Below are 20,542 nucleotides of genomic sequence, written 5' to 3'. Positions count from 1 at the left end.
GCGCCCCGCCGGCGCCTGACGCCTTCAAGCACTGTGCGAGCGGTGTTCCAGACCGGGCGGGGACCGTGGTGTCCATGATGCGACTCCCGCCCACCGAAGACCGGGTGGCCGCCCTGGAACGGCTGCTCGGAGACCCGCGCGACCGCACGAAGCCGCTCTCCAACGCGGCGGTGCTGGCCGCGGACCGGCGTGGCGAACTGCCGCTCGGCGGCGAACCGACCCTCGCCGCCTACGGACTGCACGAGGAGTTCGTCCCCTCCGAGCTGGGAGGCCGGCTCACCGGTCTGGACGCCGTCGCCCGGCTGCTGCGGGCCGTCTGCCGACGGGACTCGGCACTCGGCCGGGGCTACGGTGCCGCCTCCGTGCTGCCCGCCCTGTGCGGCTGGCACTACGGGGACGAGGAGCAGCGCCGCGCGCTCGCCGGGGTTCTGCGGGAGGGCGGCCGGCTGGCCGCCGCGCCCCGCGAGGCCCCGACGGGGGGCGCGGGCGTGCGGGCCACGCCCGGCCCGGACGGGCTGACGCTGGACGGCCGGACGTCGGCCCGGCTGAACATCCCGCGCGCCGACGCCTACGTGGTCCTGGCCCAGCACACCGACGGCTCCGGGGACACACTGCTCCTCCTGCCCCGCGACGTCCTGCCGGCCGGCTGTGTACGCGAGGTGCCGGGACAGGACCTGCCCGCCATGCGGCGGCTGCCGGTCGGCGAGCTGCACTTCGACGGCTGGCCGGTGCCGCCGGGGCGGGTGCTGGGCACGGCCGGGCAGGGCTCGGCCGCCGTGGTGCGCGCCCAGCAGATGGCCCGGCCCCTCGTCCCGGCCATGGCGATCGGCTCCGCCGACACGGCGCTGCGTTCGGTGGTGTGCGTGACCCTGGCCGGGGGCGGGGCCGGGCCGGCGCTCAGCTCCCGCTACGCCCAGGAGGTCATCGCCTCCGCCTTCGTCGACCTCCTGATCGCCGACTGCCTGACGCTGGCCACGCTCCGTTCCCTGCACCTGCTGCCGGACCGGTCGAGCCTGTGGTCGGCGGCGAGCACCTATCTCGGGCACCGGCTGCTCCAGCAGAGCACCGGGGACCTGCTGCCCGTGCTCGCCCACGCCCGGCACGACGGGGTGGGGTACGGCACGTTCCGCAAGCACCTGATCGACCTGTCCGAGCTGCCGCCCGGCCCCACGGGCGCGGCGGCGGCCCTGTCCTCGCTGGTGCCGCAGCTGGCCACGCTGGCCCGGCGCTCGTGGACGCCGCGCGCGGGCGGCGGGGACGAGGTCGCGGAGCTGTTCCACCTGCACGACCCGCTGCCGCCGCTGGACGCGGAGCGGCTGAAGGTCGCCGCCGCCGACGACCCGCTCACCTCCCTGCTGGCCGACCCGGACGCGCTGCTCGCCGCGGCCCCCGATCCGGGCCCGCACGCGGAGGCCGTCCGCGCCCGAACGGCGGCGCTCTCCGGGCACCTGCGGGAACTCGCGGCGGAGTGCCGGGAACTGCCCGAGCGCGACCCGTCGGTGCTGGCCAACCCGCGCGGCTACGCCCTGGCCGAGCGGTACACGCTGCTCGCCGCGGCGGCCGCGTGCCTGGGCGTGTGGCGGCACGGGGTGACGCGCACCGGCTGCCCGTTCCTGACCGAGCCGGCGTGGCTGACGGCCGCGCTCGGCCGGATCTGCCTGCGCCTCGGGCTGCCCGGAGCCGAGCCGGGCGGCGAGGACACCGACGCGCTGGTGGCCCACGTGGTGGCCCGGTACCACCAGGGCCGCTCCCTGGACCTGTACGGAACGGTGCTGGGCGACGTGACGCCGAACGCCGAGGTTCCCGGGCAACCGCCCGTCCCGCAGCCGCAGGAGGTCGGCGGGCGGGTCTGAGCGGCGGGACGCACGCCGCCGCCCCCTGGACAGGGGGCGGCCACGGGGGCAGCCACAGCGACAGCGACAGCGACACGAAGGAGACACGTCATGGCGGCACGCAGCGGCCTGGCAGGGCCGCCCCCCGTCCGGGTGAGCGGGTTCGAGGAGGCGTGGGACGGCCTGGACACCGGCCTGCGCGACAGTGACTACGTCCTCGCCTACGGGTTCCTGGCCGACTGGGCACCACGGGACCTGGCCTGCCCCGAGCTGATCCGGCTGCTCGGCACCGAGGCCGAGCGCTTCGAGCAGTTGAGCCACGACGAGTCCAAGCGCCGGTTCGCGGCCTCCCGCGTGCTGCTCAAGCGCGTCGCGGCGGCGGCGCTCGGCGCCCACCCGGGCCAGCTGGAGCTGGCCCGGAACCCCAACGGCCGCCCCTACATACGGGGGTGCGGACAGCTGGAGATGTCGTTGAGCCACACGGCCGAGGTGATGGTCGTGGGGCTGAGCAGACGCGGCGCGATCGGGGTGGACGTCGAGTCGGCGAAGCGCTCGGTGTACGGGCGCGGCCTGGAGGACGACGTCTGCACCCAGCACGAGCGGGACGCGCTGGAGTGGCTGCCCGAGGAGGACCGCAACGCCGCCGTGATCCGGCTGTGGACGCTGAAGGAGGCGTACAGCAAGGCGCTGGGGCACGGGCTGCGGCTGCCGTTCCACTCCTTCGGCTTCACCACGCCGCTCGCCGCGACCGGCGTGCCCCGGCTGCTGCGGGTGGACGGTTCCCCGGGGAACGACGCCGGGTGGCAGTTCGAGACGCACCCGCTGCCGGAGGGCTACACCGTCAGCGTGGCGGTGGAGCCGGCGCCCGCGGGCAGCCGTCCGCAGGCGCACGCCGGGGCCCTCATCGACGGCCGCGTGACGTCCGCCGTGCTGGGCTGCTACCTCAAGGACGAGGCGAAGGCCAACGCCGCGGCGCAGGCCACCGCCGCGGAGGGTGCGCGGGGGCAGGGGTGAAACCGACCCTGACGGAGGTGGCGGACGGCGTGTTCGCCTACCTCCAGCCGGACGGCGGCTGGTGCCTGAACAACGCGGGCGTCCTCACCTCACGGGGCACGACCGCGCTGGTCGACACCGCGGCCACCGAGGCGCGGGCCCGCGCGCTGGCCGACGCGGTCCGCCGGGTGGCGTCCGCGCCGCCCCGGTACGTCGTCAACACCCATCCGCACGGCGACCACACCTTCGGGAACGCGGTGTTCGCCGAGCACGCCGTGATCGTGGCGCACGAGGCGACGCGCGCGGAGATGGACGTGGCCGGGCTGCACCTGACCGGGCTGTGGCCGGACGTCCATTGGGGCGAACTACGGGTCGAGCTGCCGTCGTTGACCTTCCGCGACCGGGTCACCCTGCACGTGGGCGACGTGCGCGCGGAGCTGCTGCACTTCGGCACCGGCCACACGACGAACGACACGGTGGTGTGGCTGCCCGAGCAGCGGGTGCTGTTCACCGGGGACGTCGTGATGTCCGGCGCGACCCCGTTCTGCCTGACGGGTTCGGTGGCGGGCTCGATCGCGGTGATCGACGCGCTGCGGGAACTGGGGCCCGAGGTGGTGGTAGCGGGGCACGGTCCGGTGGCCGGGCCGGAGGCGTTGGACGTGAGCCGGGGCTACCTGCGGCTGGTGCGGGACCTGGCGGCGGAGGGGCTGGCGGCCGGGTGGACGCCGCTGGAGACGGCCCGCGCGGCGGACCTCGGCCCGTACGCCGGGCTGTTGGACTCCGAGCGCCTGGTGCCGAACCTCCACCGGGCCTACGCCGAGGCCCGGGGCGCGGAACCGGGCGCGTGGCTGGACATCGAGTTGCTTTTCGCGGAAATGATCGAATTCCACGGGCGGTTACCCGTCTGTCATGCCTGAGATCTCTGTGCAGGCCGGAAAGGGGCATGCGTGAGCATCACCGAGGACCATCCGGTACGGAAGGAATCGGCACCGGTCGATTCGGCACCGGAGGAATCGGCGCCGGCGGATTCGGCGCCGTCCTCCGACGGAACACGGGCTGGCGCGGCGGAACTCCACGCGCTCCGCGCGCGTGTTCAGGCGGGACCGGACGAAAAGGCGACGGCCGCTCAGCACGCCAAGGGAAAACTCACCGCGCGGGAACGGCTCGCCCTGCTGTTCGATCCCGGGACCTTCGTCGAGACCGAGGCGTTTCGGCGGCACCGGGCCACCGGGTTCGGGCTGGAGGCGAGGAGGCCGCACACGGACGGCGTGCTCACCGGCTGGGGACAGGTCAACGGGCGGACGGTCTTCGCCTACGCGCACGACTTCCGCATCTTCGGCGGCGCGCTCGGCGAGGCCCACGCCCAGAAGATCCACAAGGTGATGGACCTGGCCGAGAAGGCCGGGGCGCCCGTCGTCGGCCTGTGCGACGGTGCCGGGGCGCGCATCCAGGAGGGCGTCACCGCGCTCGCCGGGTACGGCGGCATCTTCCAGCGCAACGTGCGCAACTCCGGGGTGATCCCGCAGATCAGCGTCATCATGGGGCCCTGCGCGGGCGGCGCGGCCTACTCACCGGCCCTGACCGACTTCGTCTTCATGGTCAAGGGCACCGCGCAGATGTTCATCACCGGACCGGACGTCGTCCAGGCGGTGACCGGGGAGGAGATCACCCACGAGGCCCTGGGCGGTGCCGACGTGCACGCCACGACCTCGGGCGTCGCGGGGTTCACCTACGACAACGAGGAGTGCTGCCTGCGGGACGTGCGGCACCTGCTCGGGTACCTCCCCGCCAACAACCGCGAGCTGCCGCCCGCCGAGCCGACCTGCGACGCCGCCGACCGGCGCACGGAGGCGCTGCTGGACATCGTGCCCGCCGACCCGAACCGCTCCTACGACGTCACGCGGGTCATCGCGGAGATCGTGGACCACGGCGAGTACTTCGAGGTGCACGAGCGCTGGGCGCCGAACGTCGTCTGCGCGCTGGCCCGGCTGGACGGGCGCGTCGTCGGGATCGTGGCCAACCAGCCCGCGCGGCTGGCCGGGGTGCTCGACATCGAGTCCTCGGAGAAGGCCGCGCGCTTCGTCCAGATGTGCGACTCCTTCAACATCCCGCTCGTCACCCTGGTCGACGTGCCCGGCTTCCTGCCGGGCGTCGGGCAGGAGCACGGCGGCGTCATCCGGCACGGGGCGAAGCTGCTGTACGCCTACTGCAACGCGACCGTGCCGCGCGTCCAGCTCATCCTGCGCAAGGCCTACGGCGGCGCGTACATCGTGATGGACTCCCGCTCCATCGGCACCGACGTGTCGCTGGCCTGGCCGGTCAACGAGATCGCCGTGATGGGCGCGGAGGCCGCGGCGGGCGTCGTCTTCCGCCGGGAGATCGCCGCCTCGCCCGACCCGGAGGCCACCCGCGCGGAGCGCATCAAGGAGTACCGCGACGAGCTGATGCACCCCTACTACGCCGCCGAGCGCGGGCTGGTGGACGACGTCATCGACCCGGCCGAGACCCGCGCCGTCCTCATCCGCACGCTCGCCGTGCTGCGGGACAAGCACGCCCCGCTGCCCAGCCGCAAGCACGGCAACCAGCCGCAGTGAGCCCTCCCGGCCGCACGGCCGGGAGGGGACCGACCGGGGAGGAAGACCATGGCCGACACACCCGGAACGACCGGATCCAACCCACCGGAGCCCGCGAACCGGCTGCTGGGCGCGGCGAGCTGGCGCATCACCCGGGGCTCGCCCACGGCCGAGGAGGTGGCCGCCCTCGCCGTGGTGCTGAGCGCCCGGCTGCGCGAGCGGGACGCCCTGGCCGACGGCGCGGCGGCCGGCCGGGGCGGCGTCCGCTGGGGCTTCGTGAGCAGGCCGGACCATCCCGCCGCCCGCTCCTGGGTCCACCGGCCGCTGCCCGGCTGGCGCAGTGCCGCATGAGCCGTCTCGGCCGATGTGACACTCTCGGCCGTCCGTGATGGGGGAATCGCACGCACACGCCTACGGTTTGGATGCCAACCTCTCAGAATTCGGAGCAGCACCACGCGGCATCGCATTCTTCACTCATGAAGAGGAGCATGTGCAGTGCGATTCAACCTCATCGGCCCCTTCGAAATCGTCAGCGACGACGGCAGAACCCATCTGCCGAGCACCCCCAAGGTGTGCCAGACCCTGGCTCTGCTGCTGACCCGGCCCAACGAAATCGTGACGTCGGACTGCCTCGTTCAGGAATTGTGGGGCGAACGGCCGCCGCGCAGTGCCATCACGACGCTCCAGACGTACATCTACCACGCGCGCCGGATGTTCGAGAGCGAGCAGCTGATCCCGTCCGAACGCGCCCTGCTGGTCACCCACGCCCCCGGCTACCTGATCGCGGTGAACGACGACGAGGTCGACATCCGCGTCTTCGAACGCCTGGTGGCCCGCGCCCAGACGGAACTGAGCCAGGGGCAGCCGGCCGCCGCCGCGGGCCATCTGAACCGGGCGCTGGAGCTGTGGCGCGGACCGGCGCTGTCCAACATCCCGGCGGGCGACATGCTGAGCGGCCACATCGTGCACCTGGAGGAGGTCCGCATCCGCGCGCTGGAGCTGCGGATCGAGGCCGACAACCAGCTCGGCCGGCAGCGGGAGTCGATCCCCCAGCTGCGCAAACTGGTGAACGACTACCCGCTCAACGAGTGGTTCCACGGCCAGCTCATCGCGGCCCTGGGCTGCTCGGGCCGGCGCGCGGAGGCGCTCCAGGCGTACCAGAACCTGCGCCGCATCCTGCACGACGAGCTGGGCTTGGAGCCCTCGCCCGAGTTGCAGCGGCTACAGCTCCAGGTGCTCAACCCGCCGGCGTCGGGTTCCACGTCCCGGCCCCTGCCCCCCACCGAGCCGGTCCGCGACCAGCTGCGCGTCCCCACCTTCGCCTGAGCGCCGCAGCACGGCCGCCCCGACACGTCTCCGCCCCGCTGAACAGGCCCAGCGGGGCGGAGACGTGTGTCCGGGCCGGGCCGGCGCCTCAGGACCGGGCGACGCAGAAGTCGCGGACGGTGTCGGCGATGTGGGCGGTCCGTTCCTCGTCGAGCCCGGGGTAGACCCCGACCCAGAAGGTGTGCTCGGCGACGAGGTCGCTGCCCGTCAGCGGACCGACCGTGCGGTGCGGGCGGTCCAGGTAGGCCGGGTGCCGGGTGAGGTTGCCCGCGAAGAAGCGCCGGGTGCCGATGGCGCGGGACTCCAGGTGGTCCACCAGCTCCTTGCGGGAGTAGCGCGCCTCGGGTGAGACCGTGAGGGCGAAGCCGAACCAGCTGGGGTCGCTGCCCTCGGTCGCCTCGGGGAGGATCAGGCCGGGCACACCGTCCAGCGCCGTCCGCAGCGCCTGCCAGTTCGCCCTGCGCGCCCGTGTGAAGGCGGGGAGCTTGGCCAGCTGGCTCAGCCCCAGGGCGGCCTGGAGGTCGGTGGACTTCAGGTTGTACCCGACGTGCGAGAAGATGTACTTGTGGTCGTAGCCGTGCGGCAGCGTCCCGAGCTGGTAGTCGAACCGCTTGAAGCACCGGTTGTTCTCGCCCGGTTCGCACCAGCAGTCCCGGCCCCAGTCCCGGAGCGACTCCACGATCCGCGCCAGCGCCAGGTTGTCCGTCAGGACGCAGCCGCCCTCGCCCATGGCGATGTGGTGGGCCGGGTAGAAGCTGGTGGTGGCGATGTCCCCGAAGGTGCCGGTCAGCCGCCCCCGGTAGGTCGAGCCGACGGCGTCGCAGTTGTCCTCGATGAGGAACAGGTCGTGCTCCTCGGCGAGCCGGGCGACCTCCTCGACCGCGAACGGGTTGCCGAGGGCGTGCGCGATCATGATGGCCTTCGTCCTCGGCCCGACGGCCTCGGCGATGCGTTCCGGGGTGGTGTTGTAGGTGGGGATCTCCACGTCGACGAAGACGGGCACCAGGCCGTTCTGGATGATCGGGTTGACCGTGGTCGGGAAGCCCGCCGCGACGGTGATCACCTCGTCGCCCGGCACCAGCCGGCGGTCCTCCAGCTGCGGCGAGGTGAACGCCGTCATGGCCAGGAGGTTCGCGGAGGAGCCGGAGTTGGCCAGATGGGCCTTGCGCAGCCCCAGGAAGCGGGCGAAGTCCCGCTCGAAGCGGCGCGAGCTGCGGCCCGCCGCGATCCGCATCTCCAGGGCGGCCTCCACCAGCGCGGTGCGGTCCTCGGCGTCGAACACCGCGCCGGAGGGCCACACCTCGGTGACCCCGGGCTCGAAGGGACGCCCGGTGGCCTCCTCCTCGGCCTCCTGGTAGGCGTGGACGAGGTCGAGGATCCGCGCCTTCAGTTCGGCCCGGGTGTCCGGCCCGGCCTCGGGCCTGGTCTCGGTCGTGACGGCTGCTGACGTCGTCATGCTCGGTCGCCTCCTGCGGCGTCTGATGCGGTTCGTTGGACGGCGGCGATCAGTTCCGCCTGCCGGTTGATCGCCTCGCCCGCCGTGCCGGCGCGGGAGGTGACGGCGCGCACGAAGGCCCCCACCGTGCCCGCGCACTGGTCGAAGGGCTCCCCCGGGACCCGCTCGACGCCGTCGGGCCGCTCGATGACGACCGTGGGCCGGTGGTCGGCGGGCGGGGTGAAGGCGTGGTCGAGCCGGAGCCGCCCCTCGGTGCCCAGCACCTCGTAGCGGGAGGTGTAGTGGTGGTCCATGCCGAACGTGAGCTGGGCGGTCACCCCGTCGGGGCGGCGCAGCAGGGCGGCCCCGGCCACGTCGACGCCGTACCGGGGGTCGGTGTACGCCGTGGCACCGACGACGGTGAGCGGCGACCCGAGCAGCAGCGACGCCGCCCGCAGCGGATAGCAGCCGACGTCCAGCAGCGCGCCGCCGCCCAGCTCCGGGCGCAGCCGGATGTCCCCGGCCGGGCGGCGCGGGACGGTGAACGCGGCGCTCACCGCGCGCGGCCGCCCGACGGCGCCCTCCGCGAGGAGCCGCCGCACCAGCCGGTGCTGCGGGTGGTGGACGAACAGGTGGTTCTCCAGCAGCACGAGCCCCGCCGCGCGCGCTTGGGCGACGAGCGCGGCGGTGGCGGCGGCGTCCGTGGTGAGCGGCTTCTCGGCGAGCACGTGCTTGCCCGCCGCGAGGGCCCGCCGCACCCAGGTCGCGTGCAGGGCCGCGGGCAGCGGCACGTAGACGGCGTCCACGTCGGGCCGGGCGAGGACCTCCGCGTAGCCGGTCACCGGCGCGCCGCCGAACCGGGCGGTGACGGCCGCGGCCTTCGCCGCGTCCCGGCTGCCGACGGCGGCGAGGGTGACCCCCGGGGTGCGCGACACCGCCGGCAGCATCCGCCGTACGGCGATGTCGGCGCAGCCCAGGACGCCCAGCCGCAGGCTCATCGCCACCACCGCAGGCAGGTCAGCAGGTTGCGTGCCTCCACGTCGACCTGGCCGGGGACGCGCACCAGGTCGGCCAGCTGGCGCGGCGTCAGCCAGACGAAGCCCGGCCCCGGATCGCGCGGCGCGTCCTCGTCGAGCACGACGGTGTAGCGGTTCGCGGCGTGGTGGAAGCGTCCGCCCTCCTCGGAGTGCGTGACGTCGAGCAGCCGGGCGGCGTCCGGGGCGTCCCGCACGGCGTCCAGGAAGCGCGGCCGGTCCCCGGGGGGCAGGTGCGCGTGGTTGGCGGGCAGGCACTGGACGGTCGGGGCGAACTCGGCGACGTCGAACGACCCGGCCTCCGTCCGGATCTGCGCGAGCAGGTGCGGGACGCCGTCGAGGTGCCGGGCCAGGAAGCCGATCAGGCCGCGTCCGACGGGGGCCAGCATGGGCTGGGACCAGCGGGCGACCTCGCGCCCGTCGGCCTCCACGTCCACGCCGATGACGGTGAAGTAGCGTCCGTCCTCGTGCCGCAGCTCCGCCCCGTTGTCGCTCCAGCCCTTCACCTCGTTCAGCGGGACACGCCGCCGGGTGACGGCGTGCGCGGCACGGACCTCGGTGAGGTGGCCGATCAGCTCCGCCATGGTGTGCGCGGCCCGGTCGGTGTCGTCGGCCCCGTCCAGGACCGCTGCCTCCGGCCGCCCGTGCCGGCCCCAGGGCAGGCCGGCCAGGACGGACCGGGTGTCCATGTTGACCAGGTGGTCCTCGCGCAGCAGCTCCCCGATCTGCGCGGCCGTCAGCCAGCAGAAGCCGGGCAGCACCGGCACGTCCCCGGTGACCTCCACGATCATGTTGCGGTTGCGCTTGCCGAGGAACCAGGAGCCCTGCTCCGACTGGAGGGCGTCCAGCAGCACCCGGCCCCGGCGCGGCCCGAGGAAGTGCTCCAGGTAGGGCACGGCCCGACCGGCGTGCACCCGGGTGTAGTTGGAACGGGTGGCCTGCACCGTCGGGGAGAGCTGGAGCAGGTTGATGTTGCCCGGCTCCATCTTGGCCTGGAGCAGGAAGTGCGGCACGCCGTCGAACTCCCGCACGACGATGCCCAGGACGCCGTGCTCCGGCTGCACGATGATGGGCTGCGACCAGGAGGGCGTCACGCGGCGGCCGGTGGTGACCTCCACGCCCTCGACGGTGAAGAACCGGCCGGTGCGGTGCCGGAGGTTGCCGGTCCCCGGCTCCGCCGCCCAGCCGTCCAGCGCGTCGAGCCGGACCGGGGTCACGCGGTGGCGCTGGACCCGCCGCTGCTCGGCGAACCAGGTCGTGAACTCGCTCGTCTGCCGGAACACGGCGTCCTCCGGGGCGTCAGGGCCGGTGCTCGGCGAGGGCGGACAGGATCGCGGTCTGCCGCGTGTCGCGGGCGCGGACCAGCTCCTCGTAGCGGTCCGTGCCGTAGGCCGCCTCCGCCTGCTCGATGAGCGAGGTGATCGTCTCCTCGTCCAGGCCGGGCGTGCCCAGCAGCTCCCAGCCCTTCTCCAGGCCGGCGCCGAGCGTGCCCAGCCACTTGCGCAGGCCGCCGGTGCCGCCGCCGAGGTGGAAGGCGAGGAACGGGCCGACGGTCGCCCAGCGCAGGCCGATGGAGTGGGTGACGACCTCGTCCAGCTCCTCCAGGCTGACGACGCCCTCCTTGACCAGGTGGATGCTCTCGCGCAGCAGCGCGGACTGGAGGCGGTTGGCCGCGAAGGCCAGGATCGGCCTGCGCAGGGCCACGGGGTGGCGACCGACGGAGCGGTAGAAGGCCAGGGCCTCCGCCACGGCGTTCGGCGCCGTGCGCTCCCCCGCCACGACCTCCACCAGGGGCACGACGTGCGGCGGGTTGAAGGGGTGGCCGACGACCAGCCGGGAGGAGTCCGCCATGCGCTCGCCCATGGCGTCCGGGTCCAGCGTCGAGGTGGAGGAGAGGATCAGCGCCCCGGCCGGGGCCGCCTTGCCGATCCGGGCGAACAGCTCCCGCTTCAGCTCCAGGTTCTCCGGGGCGTTCTCCTGGACGACGTCGGCCTCGGCGACGGCCCGCTCCAGGTCCGGTTCGAACTCCAGGCCCGCCGCGAGGGCGGCCGGGTCCTGCGGGCCCCCGGGGAGGAAGGGCGCGGACAGCTCCAGGGAGTCCCGGACGATCCGCTCGGCCTCGGGCCTGCGGCTGTTGACGACCACGCGCAGCCCGTGGCCGCGGAAGAGGGCGATCCAGCCCAGCCCGATCGTGCCCGCGCCGACGACGGTGACGGTGCGCTGACGGTTGGTGTCGGTGTCGCTCATCGCTGCTCCGCGACCTCGCTTCCGAGCTTGGGGATGACCTGCTCGGCCATCAGACGCAGGGTGGTGGCGGCGTCCTCGAAGGACAGGTGGCCCGAGTGCACGCCGAGACTGATCGTGATGTCGTCGCCGAACCAGGCCGCGATCTGCTCCAGTTGACCGCGGACCTGCTCCGGTGCGCCGACGAGGAGCTTGCCCGCGGCCATCTTGTCCTCGAAGTGCGAGCGCTTCGTCGCCTCGACAAGCTTCTCGTAGCCGGGGTAGGCGCTGCTGCGCGTGCTGCCCCAGGAGGCCACGGCGTCACTGATCGCCGCGGTGTTGCGGGCGTCGTCACGCCGGCCCAGCTCCCGCGCCCGGTCGCCGTCGGGGGCGACGACGCAGGGATAGCTGAAGTGGATCCGCTCGGTGCCCGGTTCGCGCCCGGAGGCGGCCCACTCCGCGCGGTAGATCCGCAGCCGCTCCTGGAGCTCCTCGGTGGACATCACGTTCGGCACCGTCTGGAGGTGGTGCCCGGCGCGTCCCGCCTCGGCGCAGGACTCGGCGCTGCGGGCCGTCGTCACGAACACCGGCGGGTGGGGCCGCTGCACCGGGCGGGGCAGCAGCGTGACCGGGCCGAAGCGGTGGAACGTCCCCTCCCAGACGGTGTCCTCCTCCGTCCACAGCTGCTTGATCGCGGCCACGCCCTCGACGAAGCGGTCCTTGCTCTCGTCGATCGGCACCCCGAACGCCGTGAACTCGTCCGGCAGGAAGGCCCGGCCGAAGGCCGCGTCCACCCGGCCGCCGGAGATGGCGTCCAGCATGGCGAGCTTCCCGGCCAGCTTCACCGGGTGCTGGAAGGCGGGGATCGTCGCGCTGGTGCCCAGCCGCACCCGGCGGGTGCGGCCGGCGGCGGCGGCCAGGAAGGTGACCGGATCGGGGCTGTAGCCGCCGTAGGAGAAGAAGTAGTGCTCGACCATCTTCACGTGGTCGAAGCCGAGTTCCTCGGCGAGGTCGACCAGGCGCAACGCCTCGTCGAAGTAGTCGGGGGCGGGCTTGTCGGCCGGGCCCACGGTGGGGAAGAAGACGATGCCGAACCTCATGCCGACTCCCCCGCGCGCTCGTCGTGCCCGGCACCGTCGTGGGTGAGGTCGCGGCTGCGCACCCGCCAGCCGCCGTCCCCCGCCACCAGGTGGTCGTGGCAGACCACGCTGGCGAAGATCTCCAGCGCCCCGCCGCGCGGGGTGCGCATGGCCAGCGCGTACGCCCGGGTGCGCAGCGAGCCGTCCGGCTGCGGACGGACGTCGAGCATGCCCAGCCAGTGCCGGAAGTCGATCCCCTCGGCGTCCAGCCGCCGCTGCCGCTCCCGGCAGGAGGCGCGGATGACCTCCCGGCCGCGCAGCGGCTCCTTCAGCCGGCTGGCCTCGGCGAACACGGCGTCCTCGGTGAACGTGTCGGCCCAGGCGTCGGGGTGCCCGTCGTCGATCAGGCCCATCTGCCGGGCGTAGAACTGCTGGACCTGGGCGTACAGGTCGGCCGACACGTAGGGGCCCGTGGCGGTCGGGGTCTCGGTGGGGGTGGCTGCGGCGCTCATCCGCACTGCCTTTCGTGTGGTCGGTCGCGGTCATCCGGACTCCGGCCGGTCGGACGCCGGTCGGCCCGGTCGGGCTCGGTGGGACGGGCGCCCGACGGCGGTCGGGCGGGCGCGGGGCGCGGGTCGGTCAGGACGGCGCCGGGCGGCCGACCGGGTCGGGGAACCGCAGCAGCTGCGCCCCGTACGCGGCTCCCGGGCCGTCGAAGCGGAGGGCGATGTGGCTCGCGAGGCTGTGCACGTCGCGCCAGATGCGCTGGAGCGGGTGCGGTGCGAGCTGGGCGGTGCTGCCGGAGGTGCGGAACAGCCGCTCGACGACGTCGACGAGCTGCTCGACCGCCAGCGCGCACTCGGCCGGGTTGCGGGCGGCCTCCAGGGCGCTCGCCGTCGGTGCGTCGGCCACCGCCGCCGCCCGCGCCAGCAGCAGCCCGGCGGCGTCCACGGCCGTGGCCGCGCGGGCGGCGGCCCGCCGGCTCTCCTCGTCGGCCTCGGGGCCGACGGCGTCGACGATGCGCTGGTCGGACCAGATCCGCAGCGCAGCCCGGGCCGCGCCGAGAGCCGGGGCGGCGAACAGCGGCCCGCTCAGCAGCCGCAGCGGCGCGGTGTGGCAGCGGGCGGTCGACGCGACGGCCTTGCCCGCCAGCATCTCGGCACGCGGGAAGGCCCGGTGACGCGGCACGAACACGTTGTCCGTGACGAGCGTGTTGCTGCCCGTCCCCCGCAGGCCGACCGACGTCCAGGTGTCGGCCACCCGGTAGTCCGCGCGCGGCAGGGCGAAGAACCAGGAGGAGTGCCCGTCCCCGTCCGGCACCAGCGCGCAGACCAGGGCCCAGTCGGAGAAGTCGACGGCGCTGGTGAAGTCCCACTCCCCCGTGACCCGCCAGCCGTCGCTCACCTCCGTGGCGCTGCCGCGCGGCATCAGCGCGCCCGCCACGACGGTGTCCGGGCCGCCCGCCCACAGCTCCCGCTGGCCCTGCTCGGGGAGGTAGGCGCCCATCCGGGCGGCTCCGGCGACGACGGAGGCGCACCAGGCGGCGGCGGTGCAGCCCTCGCCCAGTGCGGCCACGGCCGTCAGCAGCTCCCGGCAGGTCCCCGCGCCGCCGCCGCGCCGAGCGGGCACGAAGTGGCGGGCGAACCCGGCGCGGACGACCGCGTCGGCGACGCGCGGGTCCAGGAGCCGGTCGGCGTCGGCGGCGGCGGCGTGGCGAGCCGCGACGACGGCGGCTTCCCGTGCCCCCGCGAGCAGGTCGGTCCTCGTGCGTGGCTGGCCTGGCATGCGCCCCACTTCCTCGCGCGGTCGGACAACGGCGGCGTCGTCCTCCACGGTGCGGGGAGGGGGTCCAGGGCGGGTGGAACGCCGCTCAAGCCCCTGCGGACGTGGGCCGGTCGGCGGCCGGAACCGGCCCGACGCCCTCCTCGGCGGACCCGGCGTCCTCGGCCGACCCGGCGTCCTCGGCGTCCTCGGCGGGTGGCCGGCGCGGCATCAGGAGGGCGGGCACGAACATGGCGAGGACGAGGGCGAGGACCCACCAGAACGTGTCGCCGTACGCGGCCGGGCTCTCCAGCCCGCCCGGCCCGCGCGCGGTGCCGCTCAGGTGCGCCGCCAGCAGCAGGGCGACGACGGCCGTGCCGAAGGACGCGCCGACGCGCTGCACCACGGCGATCATCACCGTGCCGCGCGGGATGCGGTCGGCGGGCACGTCGCGGTAGGCGGAGGTGATGATCGCGACGCCGATGACGCCCAGCCCGATGCCCCGCAGGCACAGCGACGCCCCGAGCCACAGGTCGTCCGGCGCGTCGGCCAGCCGGGTGAAGCCCGCCGTGCCGAGCGCCGCGAGGACGGTGCTGCCCAGCACCAGCAGACGCTGGTCGTACCGGTCGACGAGCCACCCCGCCAGCGAGATGCCGATGAGCATGCCGAGGCCCTGCGGGGCGAGCAGCCACCCGATGACGCCGCCTGCGTAGCCGAGGGAGCGCGCGTAGAACAGCGGCAGGACGAACAGCGCGCCGTAGACGGCCACTCCGTGTAGGAACAGCAGCACGGCGGAGGTGGAGAAGGAGCGGGAGCGGAACAGCCGCACGTCCACCAGCGGATCGGCCGAGCGGGCCGAGTGCACGCAGAACAGCGCGGTGAGCAGCGCGCCGAGCGCGAGGACGGCCAGCGTCACCGGGTCGGTGAGCCCGGCGACGTCGTCGATGCGGGAGAACCCGTAGACCAGGGCGACCATGCCCGGCGGCAGGAGCAGCAGGCCCCGGCGGTCGACGTGGGTCGGCCGCCGCTCCCCGTCGGCCGGGAGCACCCGCCGGGCGAGCAGCAGGGCGACCAGGATGACGGGGACGTTGACGAAGAAGATCCACCGCCAGCCGATCCCCTCGACGATGAGCCCGCCCACCACCGGGCCCATGATGGGCGCCAGTTGGCCGGGGATGCCGACGAGGCTCATCACCCGGCCGAACCGGCCCGGCCCGGCGGCCTGCGCCAGGATGGCCTGCACCATCGGCAGCACCATGCCCCCGCCGACACCCTTGACGACGCGGAACGCGATGAGGCTCTCCACCGACCAGGCCGCCCCGCACAGCACGGAACCGCCCAGGAAGACCGTCAGCGCGAACATCCACATGGGCTTGGCGCCGAACCGGTCGACGGCCCAGCCGACCACGGGGGTGACGAGGGCGAGGGTGAGCAGGTAGGCCGTGCTGATCCAGGGCAGCGCCGCCTGCGAGGCGTCCAGGTCCTCGGAGATGGCGTCCAGCGCCACACTGACGATCGTGGAGTCCAGCAGGGCGGCGATGGCCCCGATGAGCAGCGTCCCGGCGAGGACGAGCAGCCCGCGGTCGAGACGTTCCGGCGCCTTCTTCTGCATGGCACCAACCTACGGAGACGGCCTCCACCCGCACTCGATCCCGGCTCGTTCCCGGCTCGGGTCCGGCTCGATTCAGCCGGTCGCGCCGTCCCGGGCCTCCACCGGAGTGGTCGCGTCGCCCGTGCCGTCCGCGCGGACGCTGCGGTGCCGCACCCGCCAGCCGCCGCCGGCGGGGACGAGGTGGTCGTGGCAGAGCGAGGAGCCGCGCACGCCCAGCGCGCCCCCGGCGGGCGTCGCCATGGCGAGGGCGTAGTAGCGCGTCCGCAGGGAGCCGTCCGACTGCGGGCGGACGTCGAGCATGCCGAACCAGTGCCGGAAGTCCAGTCCCTGCGCGGCGATGTGGGCGACCCCGGCCCGCACGGAGGCGCGGATCGCCGCCCGGCCGGTCTCGGGCCGCTCCTGGCTGCTCGCCTCGAAGACGGCGTCCTCGGTGAACGTCTCCGCCCACGCGTCGGGGTCGGCGTCCGACCCCTCGATGAGGTTCATCTGCCGGGCGTAGAACTGCTGCACGTCGGCGTACACCTGCGCTGACACGTCACTCACGCCACCCATGTCACCCTCCGGCTTCCTCGGTCGCTCCCCGCGCGGACGGCGGCCAGCCTGGCGCGCCGCGCTCGAGCCCCGGCGGAGGACGACCGGGCCGGGCGCGCGTCGGCCGCCCTTCGAGCGGCGGTCGAGCGCGGCACCGCACGGTCCTGGCGGGAGCACCCGGCCGCGCCGCGCGCCGCCGACCGCCGCCACCGCGCCCCGCGCCGTCCCACACGCCCCCGCACGCCCCCGCACGCCCCCGCACCTACGGAAACGAGGTACCGCCATGCGCGTCCTGTTCGCCGTGTCACCCGGGCTCGACCACCTCTACCCCGCGCTCGGACTGGCCTCGGCGTTCCGCACCGCCGGGCACGACGTCGTCGTGGCCACGGCGGGCGTCACCGTCGACGCCGCGGTCCGCGCCGGCCTGACGGTGCGGGACGTGGCTCCGGACGCCGACTTCTCCGCCGTCTTCCCCAAGAAGGGGAACCGGGAGGAGCGCACCCGCATGATGCGGCAGCGCGGCCGGGAGATCACCGCGTCCGGGGTGACGCCCGAGATCATCCTGGAGAAGTTCGGCACGATCAACGACATGATGGCCGAGGGCACCCTGCGCTTCGCCGAGACCTGGCGCCCCGACCTCGTCGTCTACTCCCGCCTCCAGGGCACGGCCCTGCTGGTGGCGCGCGCGCTCGGCGTCCCGGCCGTGGAGAACGGCTACAGCTTCCTGCGCGAGGGCGATCTGCCCGCCCGGCTCCTGCCGCACCTGGCACCGACGTTCGAGCGGCTCGGCGTGCCGGTGGAACTGCCGTCCGTCACCCCGCTGTACTTCGCGCCGCAGCACATGATGCGCGGCGAGGGCGAGGGATGGCCCATGCGGTTCGTGCCCTACCACGGGGGCTGCGTGCTGCCCGACTGGCTGGCCGAACCGAAACGGCGCAGGCGGATCGTCGTCACCCTCGGGACGATCGTGCCCGGCGTCGCCGGGGTGGGCAGCCTCGGCAGCGTGCTCGCCGCCGCCGACGGGGTGGACGCGGAGCTCGTGCTGGCCCTGGGCGACGAGCCCGACCTGGAGCCGCTCGGCACCCTGCCGGACAACGTCCGCGTCGTCGGCTGGACGCCGCTCAGCGCCCTCCTGCCCACGCTCGACGGCATCATCCACCACGGCGGCGCCGGGACGACGCTGGCCGCAGCCCACGCCGGGGTGCCGCAGCTCGCCATGCCCTACGGCGCGGACAACTGGATCAACGCCGAGATCATCACGGACGCGGGCATCGGCCTCGACCTCCAGCCGGAGGAGGTCGACAGCGGCGTGCTGAACCGGCTCCTCGACGACGAGGCCCTGCGCAAGACGGCCGGCGCGCTGGCCGCCGAACTCGCCGCGCAGCCCGGCCCGGACGCCATCGTTCCGCGCCTCGCGGACCTCGTCGGCTGAATCCGATACGGGTTCGAGCGGGCCTGGACGGCGGGCCGTGACGGTGAGCCGTTCAGGCCGTGGGGCCGCACGGGACGGTGCGGCCCCACGCGGCAGCGCGAGGAAGGGAACACGACGTGGGGAACGGCATAGCGAGACGCTCGCGGACGGCGGGGCTGGCGGCGGGCGTCGCCGTGCTGACGGCGCTCACCGCGCTGCCCGCCCAGGCCGGGCAGACCCCCCGGGCCGGGGAGGCCACCCGAGCCGGGGAGGAGGTGCGCACCACCGCCGGCACCGGCGTCCGGGTCACCGACCTGGGGACGCTGCCCGGCGGCAGCACCAGCCACTCCTACGGCGTCAACGACCGCGGCGTGGCCGTCGGTTCCTCCGACACGGCCGACGGATCGGTGCGCCCGGTGCTGTGGCGCCCGGACGGGACGATCCGCGTCCTGCGCGGGCTGCCCGGCGACGTCTCCGGCACCGCCTACGGCGTCAACGAGCGGCGGACCGTCGTGGGCAGCGCCATCGGCGAGGACGGCACCGAGCGTGCCGTCCGCTGGCTCACCCCGCGCCGGGTGGCCGAACTGCCGGGCCTGCCGCACTCCCCGCGCAGCCGCGCCTACGGCGTCAACGAGCGCGGCACGATGGTGGGCTTCTCCGCCACGCCGGACCTCGTCTACCAGGCCGTGCGCTGGGACGCGGACGGCACCCCCACCCGGCTCCCCGCGCTGCCCGGCGACGTGAGCAGCTCGGCGAGCGAGGTCAACGACCGGGGCACGGCCGTCGGCTACTCCACGTCGGCCGAGGGCACGCAGCGCGCCGTGACGTGGACGCGCGCGGGCCGGGCGCTCCCGGTGGGCGCACCGCTGCCGGGCGACGACTCCACGCAGGCCAGCTGGATCAACGACCGGGGCCACATCGTCGGCAACTCCTTCCGCGCCGCCGACGGCCTCAACTCCCCCTACCACGCCGTGCGGTGGACGCGCGGCGGCGGGACCGAGGCGCTGCCGCCGCTGCCCGGACACACCGGCAGCGGCGCGTTCGGCGTCAACGACGACGGCGTCGCGGTCGGCTTCTCCTACAGCCCGGGCGGCACGTTCCACGCCGTGCGCTGGGACGAGGAGGGCCGGGTCACGGACCTGGGCCCCGGCTGGGCCTTCCTCCTCAACGACGAGGGCGTCGCCGTCGGCCATGTGACCACCGAGGACGGCACCCGGCGGGCGGCCCGCTGGCACCCGTCCGACACGAGGGGCTGAGCTATGTCAACGGCGGAAGTCGTCAACGTGGAGCACCGTGCGCGGGTCCGGGCGGACGCGGAGTCGGTCTTCCGGCTCCTGTCCGACCTCGACGACTGGCCGCGCGTCTTCCCGCCGTTCGTCCACCTGGAGAGCCTGGGGACGGACGCGCGGGGACGGGAACGCGTCGGCATGTGGTCGACGTCCGGCGAGCGGGTCGAACACTGGGTGGCGCTGCGCACCGTGGACGCCGACGGCCTGCGCGTCGGCTTCGTCCCGGAGCGGATCGAGGCCCCCCTGACGTCGATGAGCCGCGCCTGGGTCGTCGAGCCCGACGGGGACGCGGCGTGCGTCGTCCGGTTGGAGCAGGCGTTCACCGTGGCGCCCGGACACGCGGACGCGCTCCCCCCGCTGCGGCGGACCGTGGAGGAGATCGCCTCGGCGGAGCTCTCGGCGGTGCAGACCGCCGCCGAACTGGAGGCCGCCTTCCCCGAACTGCTCGTCGTCGTGGAGGACGAGGTCGCCGTCCCCGGCGCCCCGGCCGAGGACGTCTACGCGTTCCTCTTCGACGCCGCCCGCTGGCCGCAGCGGCTCGACCACGTCGAACGGGCCACGGTCCGGGAGGAGGACGGCCCGGCGCACCTGCTGGAGCTCGTCACCCGCGAACAGCGCGGCGGGACCATGACCACGAAAGCCGCCCGCGTCGGTCTCGGCCCTCATAAGATCGCGTACAAACAACTGCTGCTGCCCCCGCTCGGCAGTTCCCACCACGTCCAGTGGCGCATCGCGGACACCCCCGGCGGCACCACGGTGAGCTCACGGCAGACGGTGGTCCTCAACGAGTCCGGGGTGGCGGCGGTCCTGGGCGACGGGGCGGGGCTGGGGGAGGCCCGTGCGTTCGTGCGGAACGAGCTGAGCGCGAAGGTCCTGCTCGTCCTGGACCAGGCCCGACACCACTTCGACCACGTGGAGAGTTCCCGATGATGCGAGCGGCAGCGCTGTCCGAGTTCGGCCCGCCCGACGTCCTGAAGGAGGCGTCCCTCGACCTCCCGCACGCGACCGGCGGGCAGGTGCGCGTCCGCGTCCGCGCCGCCGGGGTGATGCCCTTCGACGTGCGGGTGCGCGGCGGGTGGACGCCCCCCTTCATCAAGCGGGAGTTCCCGATGGTGCTGGGCAACGAGTTCGCGGGCGTCGTCGACGAGGTCGGGGAGGACGTCACCGGCTTCGCCGCCGGGGACGAGGTGCTCGGCTACACCGTCCTCGGCGGCTACGCCGAGTACCTGACCGTGCCCGCCGACCAGATCGTCCGCAAGCCGGCGACCATGCCCTGGGAGGTCGCGGCCGGCTTCCCCGGCAACGGCCAGGGCGCCCACATGGCCCTGTCCACCGTCGGCGTCCACGACGGCGACACCGTCCTCATCAACGCGGCGGCGGGCGGCTTCGGCACCTTCTCCACCCAACTCGCCCTCGCCTGGGGCGCCTCGCGGGTCATCGGCA

Annotated in this window: 19 protein-coding genes; 10 read left to right on the top strand and 9 right to left on the bottom strand. The window is 74.4% G+C overall.

From position 1 onward, the window contains the following. The first annotated feature begins 74 nt into the window (after nt 1–74). The 6 genes from IF129_RS23250 (at nt 75) to IF129_RS23225 (ending at nt 6,724) form a co-directional block, all read left to right on the top strand. Nucleotides 75–1,853, top strand: coding sequence for an acyl-CoA dehydrogenase family protein (locus IF129_RS23250; RefSeq protein ID WP_191211767.1), 1,779 nt, complete (start codon nt 75–77; stop codon nt 1,851–1,853). Between the two features lie 90 nt (nt 1,854–1,943). Continuing rightward, complete coding sequence (locus IF129_RS23245) at nt 1,944–2,846, top strand: 4'-phosphopantetheinyl transferase family protein (RefSeq protein ID WP_191211766.1); 903 nt, start codon at nt 1,944–1,946, stop codon at nt 2,844–2,846. Further along, nucleotides 2,843–3,742 (top strand): MBL fold metallo-hydrolase, encoded by a 900-nt coding sequence (locus tag IF129_RS23240; protein ID WP_318153903.1) that lies wholly within the window; start codon nt 2,843–2,845, stop codon nt 3,740–3,742. The genes IF129_RS23245 and IF129_RS23240 overlap by 4 nt, the downstream gene beginning before the upstream one ends. A gap of 36 nt (nt 3,743–3,778) precedes the next feature. After that, nucleotides 3,779–5,419: an acyl-CoA carboxylase subunit beta gene (locus IF129_RS23235; protein ID WP_191211843.1), complete on the top strand. Its 1,641-nt coding sequence runs from the start codon at nt 3,779–3,781 to the stop codon at nt 5,417–5,419. 48 nt (nt 5,420–5,467) lie between these two features. Then, on the top strand, nt 5,468–5,749 hold the full coding sequence (locus tag IF129_RS23230) for an acyl-CoA carboxylase epsilon subunit (protein WP_191211765.1): 282 nt from the start codon (nt 5,468–5,470) through the stop codon (nt 5,747–5,749). 144 nt (nt 5,750–5,893) lie between these two features. Continuing rightward, nucleotides 5,894–6,724, top strand: coding sequence for an AfsR/SARP family transcriptional regulator (locus IF129_RS23225; protein WP_191211764.1), 831 nt, complete (start codon nt 5,894–5,896; stop codon nt 6,722–6,724). Nucleotides 6,725–6,812: 88 nt separating this feature from the next. Here IF129_RS23225 and rfbH read toward each other — a convergent pair whose 3' ends face one another. The 9 genes from rfbH to IF129_RS23180 all read right to left on the bottom strand — a co-directional run bounded on the left by rfbH (nt 6,813) and on the right by IF129_RS23180 (nt 16,411). Further along, nucleotides 6,813–8,180 carry a lipopolysaccharide biosynthesis protein RfbH gene (rfbH, locus tag IF129_RS23220; RefSeq protein ID WP_191211763.1) on the bottom strand — a complete coding sequence of 456 codons (1,368 nt, stop codon included), beginning with the start codon at nt 8,178–8,180 and terminating at the stop codon, nt 6,813–6,815. Next, entirely contained in the window at nt 8,177–9,157 is a 981-nt protein-coding gene (locus IF129_RS23215) for a Gfo/Idh/MocA family protein (protein WP_191211762.1), read from the bottom strand. Before IF129_RS23215 ends, rfbH begins: the two co-directional genes overlap by 4 nt. Next, on the bottom strand, nt 9,154–10,476 hold the full coding sequence (locus IF129_RS23210) for an NDP-hexose 2,3-dehydratase family protein (protein WP_191211761.1): 1,323 nt from the start codon (nt 10,474–10,476) through the stop codon (nt 9,154–9,156). The genes IF129_RS23215 and IF129_RS23210 overlap by 4 nt, the downstream gene beginning before the upstream one ends. 16 nt (nt 10,477–10,492) lie before the next feature. Continuing rightward, nucleotides 10,493–11,440, bottom strand: coding sequence for a 3-hydroxyacyl-CoA dehydrogenase NAD-binding domain-containing protein (locus IF129_RS23205; protein WP_191211760.1), 948 nt, complete (start codon nt 11,438–11,440; stop codon nt 10,493–10,495). After that, complete coding sequence (locus IF129_RS23200) at nt 11,437–12,516, bottom strand: LLM class flavin-dependent oxidoreductase (protein WP_191211759.1); 1,080 nt, start codon at nt 12,514–12,516, stop codon at nt 11,437–11,439. Before IF129_RS23200 ends, IF129_RS23205 begins: the two co-directional genes overlap by 4 nt. Beyond that, complete coding sequence (locus IF129_RS23195) at nt 12,513–13,007, bottom strand: nuclear transport factor 2 family protein (protein WP_224755462.1); 495 nt, start codon at nt 13,005–13,007, stop codon at nt 12,513–12,515. The genes IF129_RS23200 and IF129_RS23195 overlap by 4 nt, the downstream gene beginning before the upstream one ends. 127 nt (nt 13,008–13,134) lie before the next feature. Next, entirely contained in the window at nt 13,135–14,280 is a 1,146-nt protein-coding gene (locus tag IF129_RS23190; protein WP_191211758.1) for an acyl-CoA dehydrogenase family protein, read from the bottom strand. A gap of 85 nt (nt 14,281–14,365) precedes the next feature. After that, nucleotides 14,366–15,868, bottom strand: a complete 1,503-nt coding sequence (locus IF129_RS23185; protein ID WP_191211757.1) for an MDR family MFS transporter — start codon at nt 15,866–15,868, stop codon at nt 14,366–14,368. Between the two features lie 72 nt (nt 15,869–15,940). Continuing rightward, nucleotides 15,941–16,411, bottom strand: a complete 471-nt coding sequence (locus IF129_RS23180; protein ID WP_318153901.1) for a nuclear transport factor 2 family protein — start codon at nt 16,409–16,411, stop codon at nt 15,941–15,943. A 271-nt stretch (nt 16,412–16,682) separates the two neighbouring features. On the opposite strand from IF129_RS23180, the gene IF129_RS23175 reads away from it, so the two are divergent. The 4 genes from IF129_RS23175 to IF129_RS23160 all read left to right on the top strand — a co-directional run. After that, on the top strand, nt 16,683–17,831 hold the full coding sequence (locus IF129_RS23175) for a nucleotide disphospho-sugar-binding domain-containing protein (RefSeq protein WP_191211755.1): 1,149 nt from the start codon (nt 16,683–16,685) through the stop codon (nt 17,829–17,831). A gap of 116 nt (nt 17,832–17,947) precedes the next feature. Further along, nucleotides 17,948–19,066 (top strand): hypothetical protein, encoded by a 1,119-nt coding sequence (locus IF129_RS23170; RefSeq protein WP_191211754.1) that lies wholly within the window; start codon nt 17,948–17,950, stop codon nt 19,064–19,066. Nucleotides 19,067–19,069: 3 nt separating this feature from the next. Further along, entirely contained in the window at nt 19,070–20,029 is a 960-nt protein-coding gene (locus IF129_RS23165; RefSeq protein WP_191211753.1) for an aromatase/cyclase, read from the top strand. Beyond that, nucleotides 20,026–20,542, top strand: a 517-nt coding sequence (locus IF129_RS23160; protein WP_224755461.1) for an NADP-dependent oxidoreductase, incomplete at its 3' end; no start/stop codon positions are given. The genes IF129_RS23165 and IF129_RS23160, both read left to right, overlap by 4 nt.

This window comes from Streptomyces chumphonensis (genome assembly GCF_014779715.1).
Taxonomy (GTDB): Bacteria; Actinomycetota; Actinomycetes; order Streptomycetales; family Streptomycetaceae; genus Streptomyces; species Streptomyces chumphonensis.
Note: the sequence above shows the minus strand (reverse complement) of the source record. Positions and strands in the feature narration are given on the sequence as shown.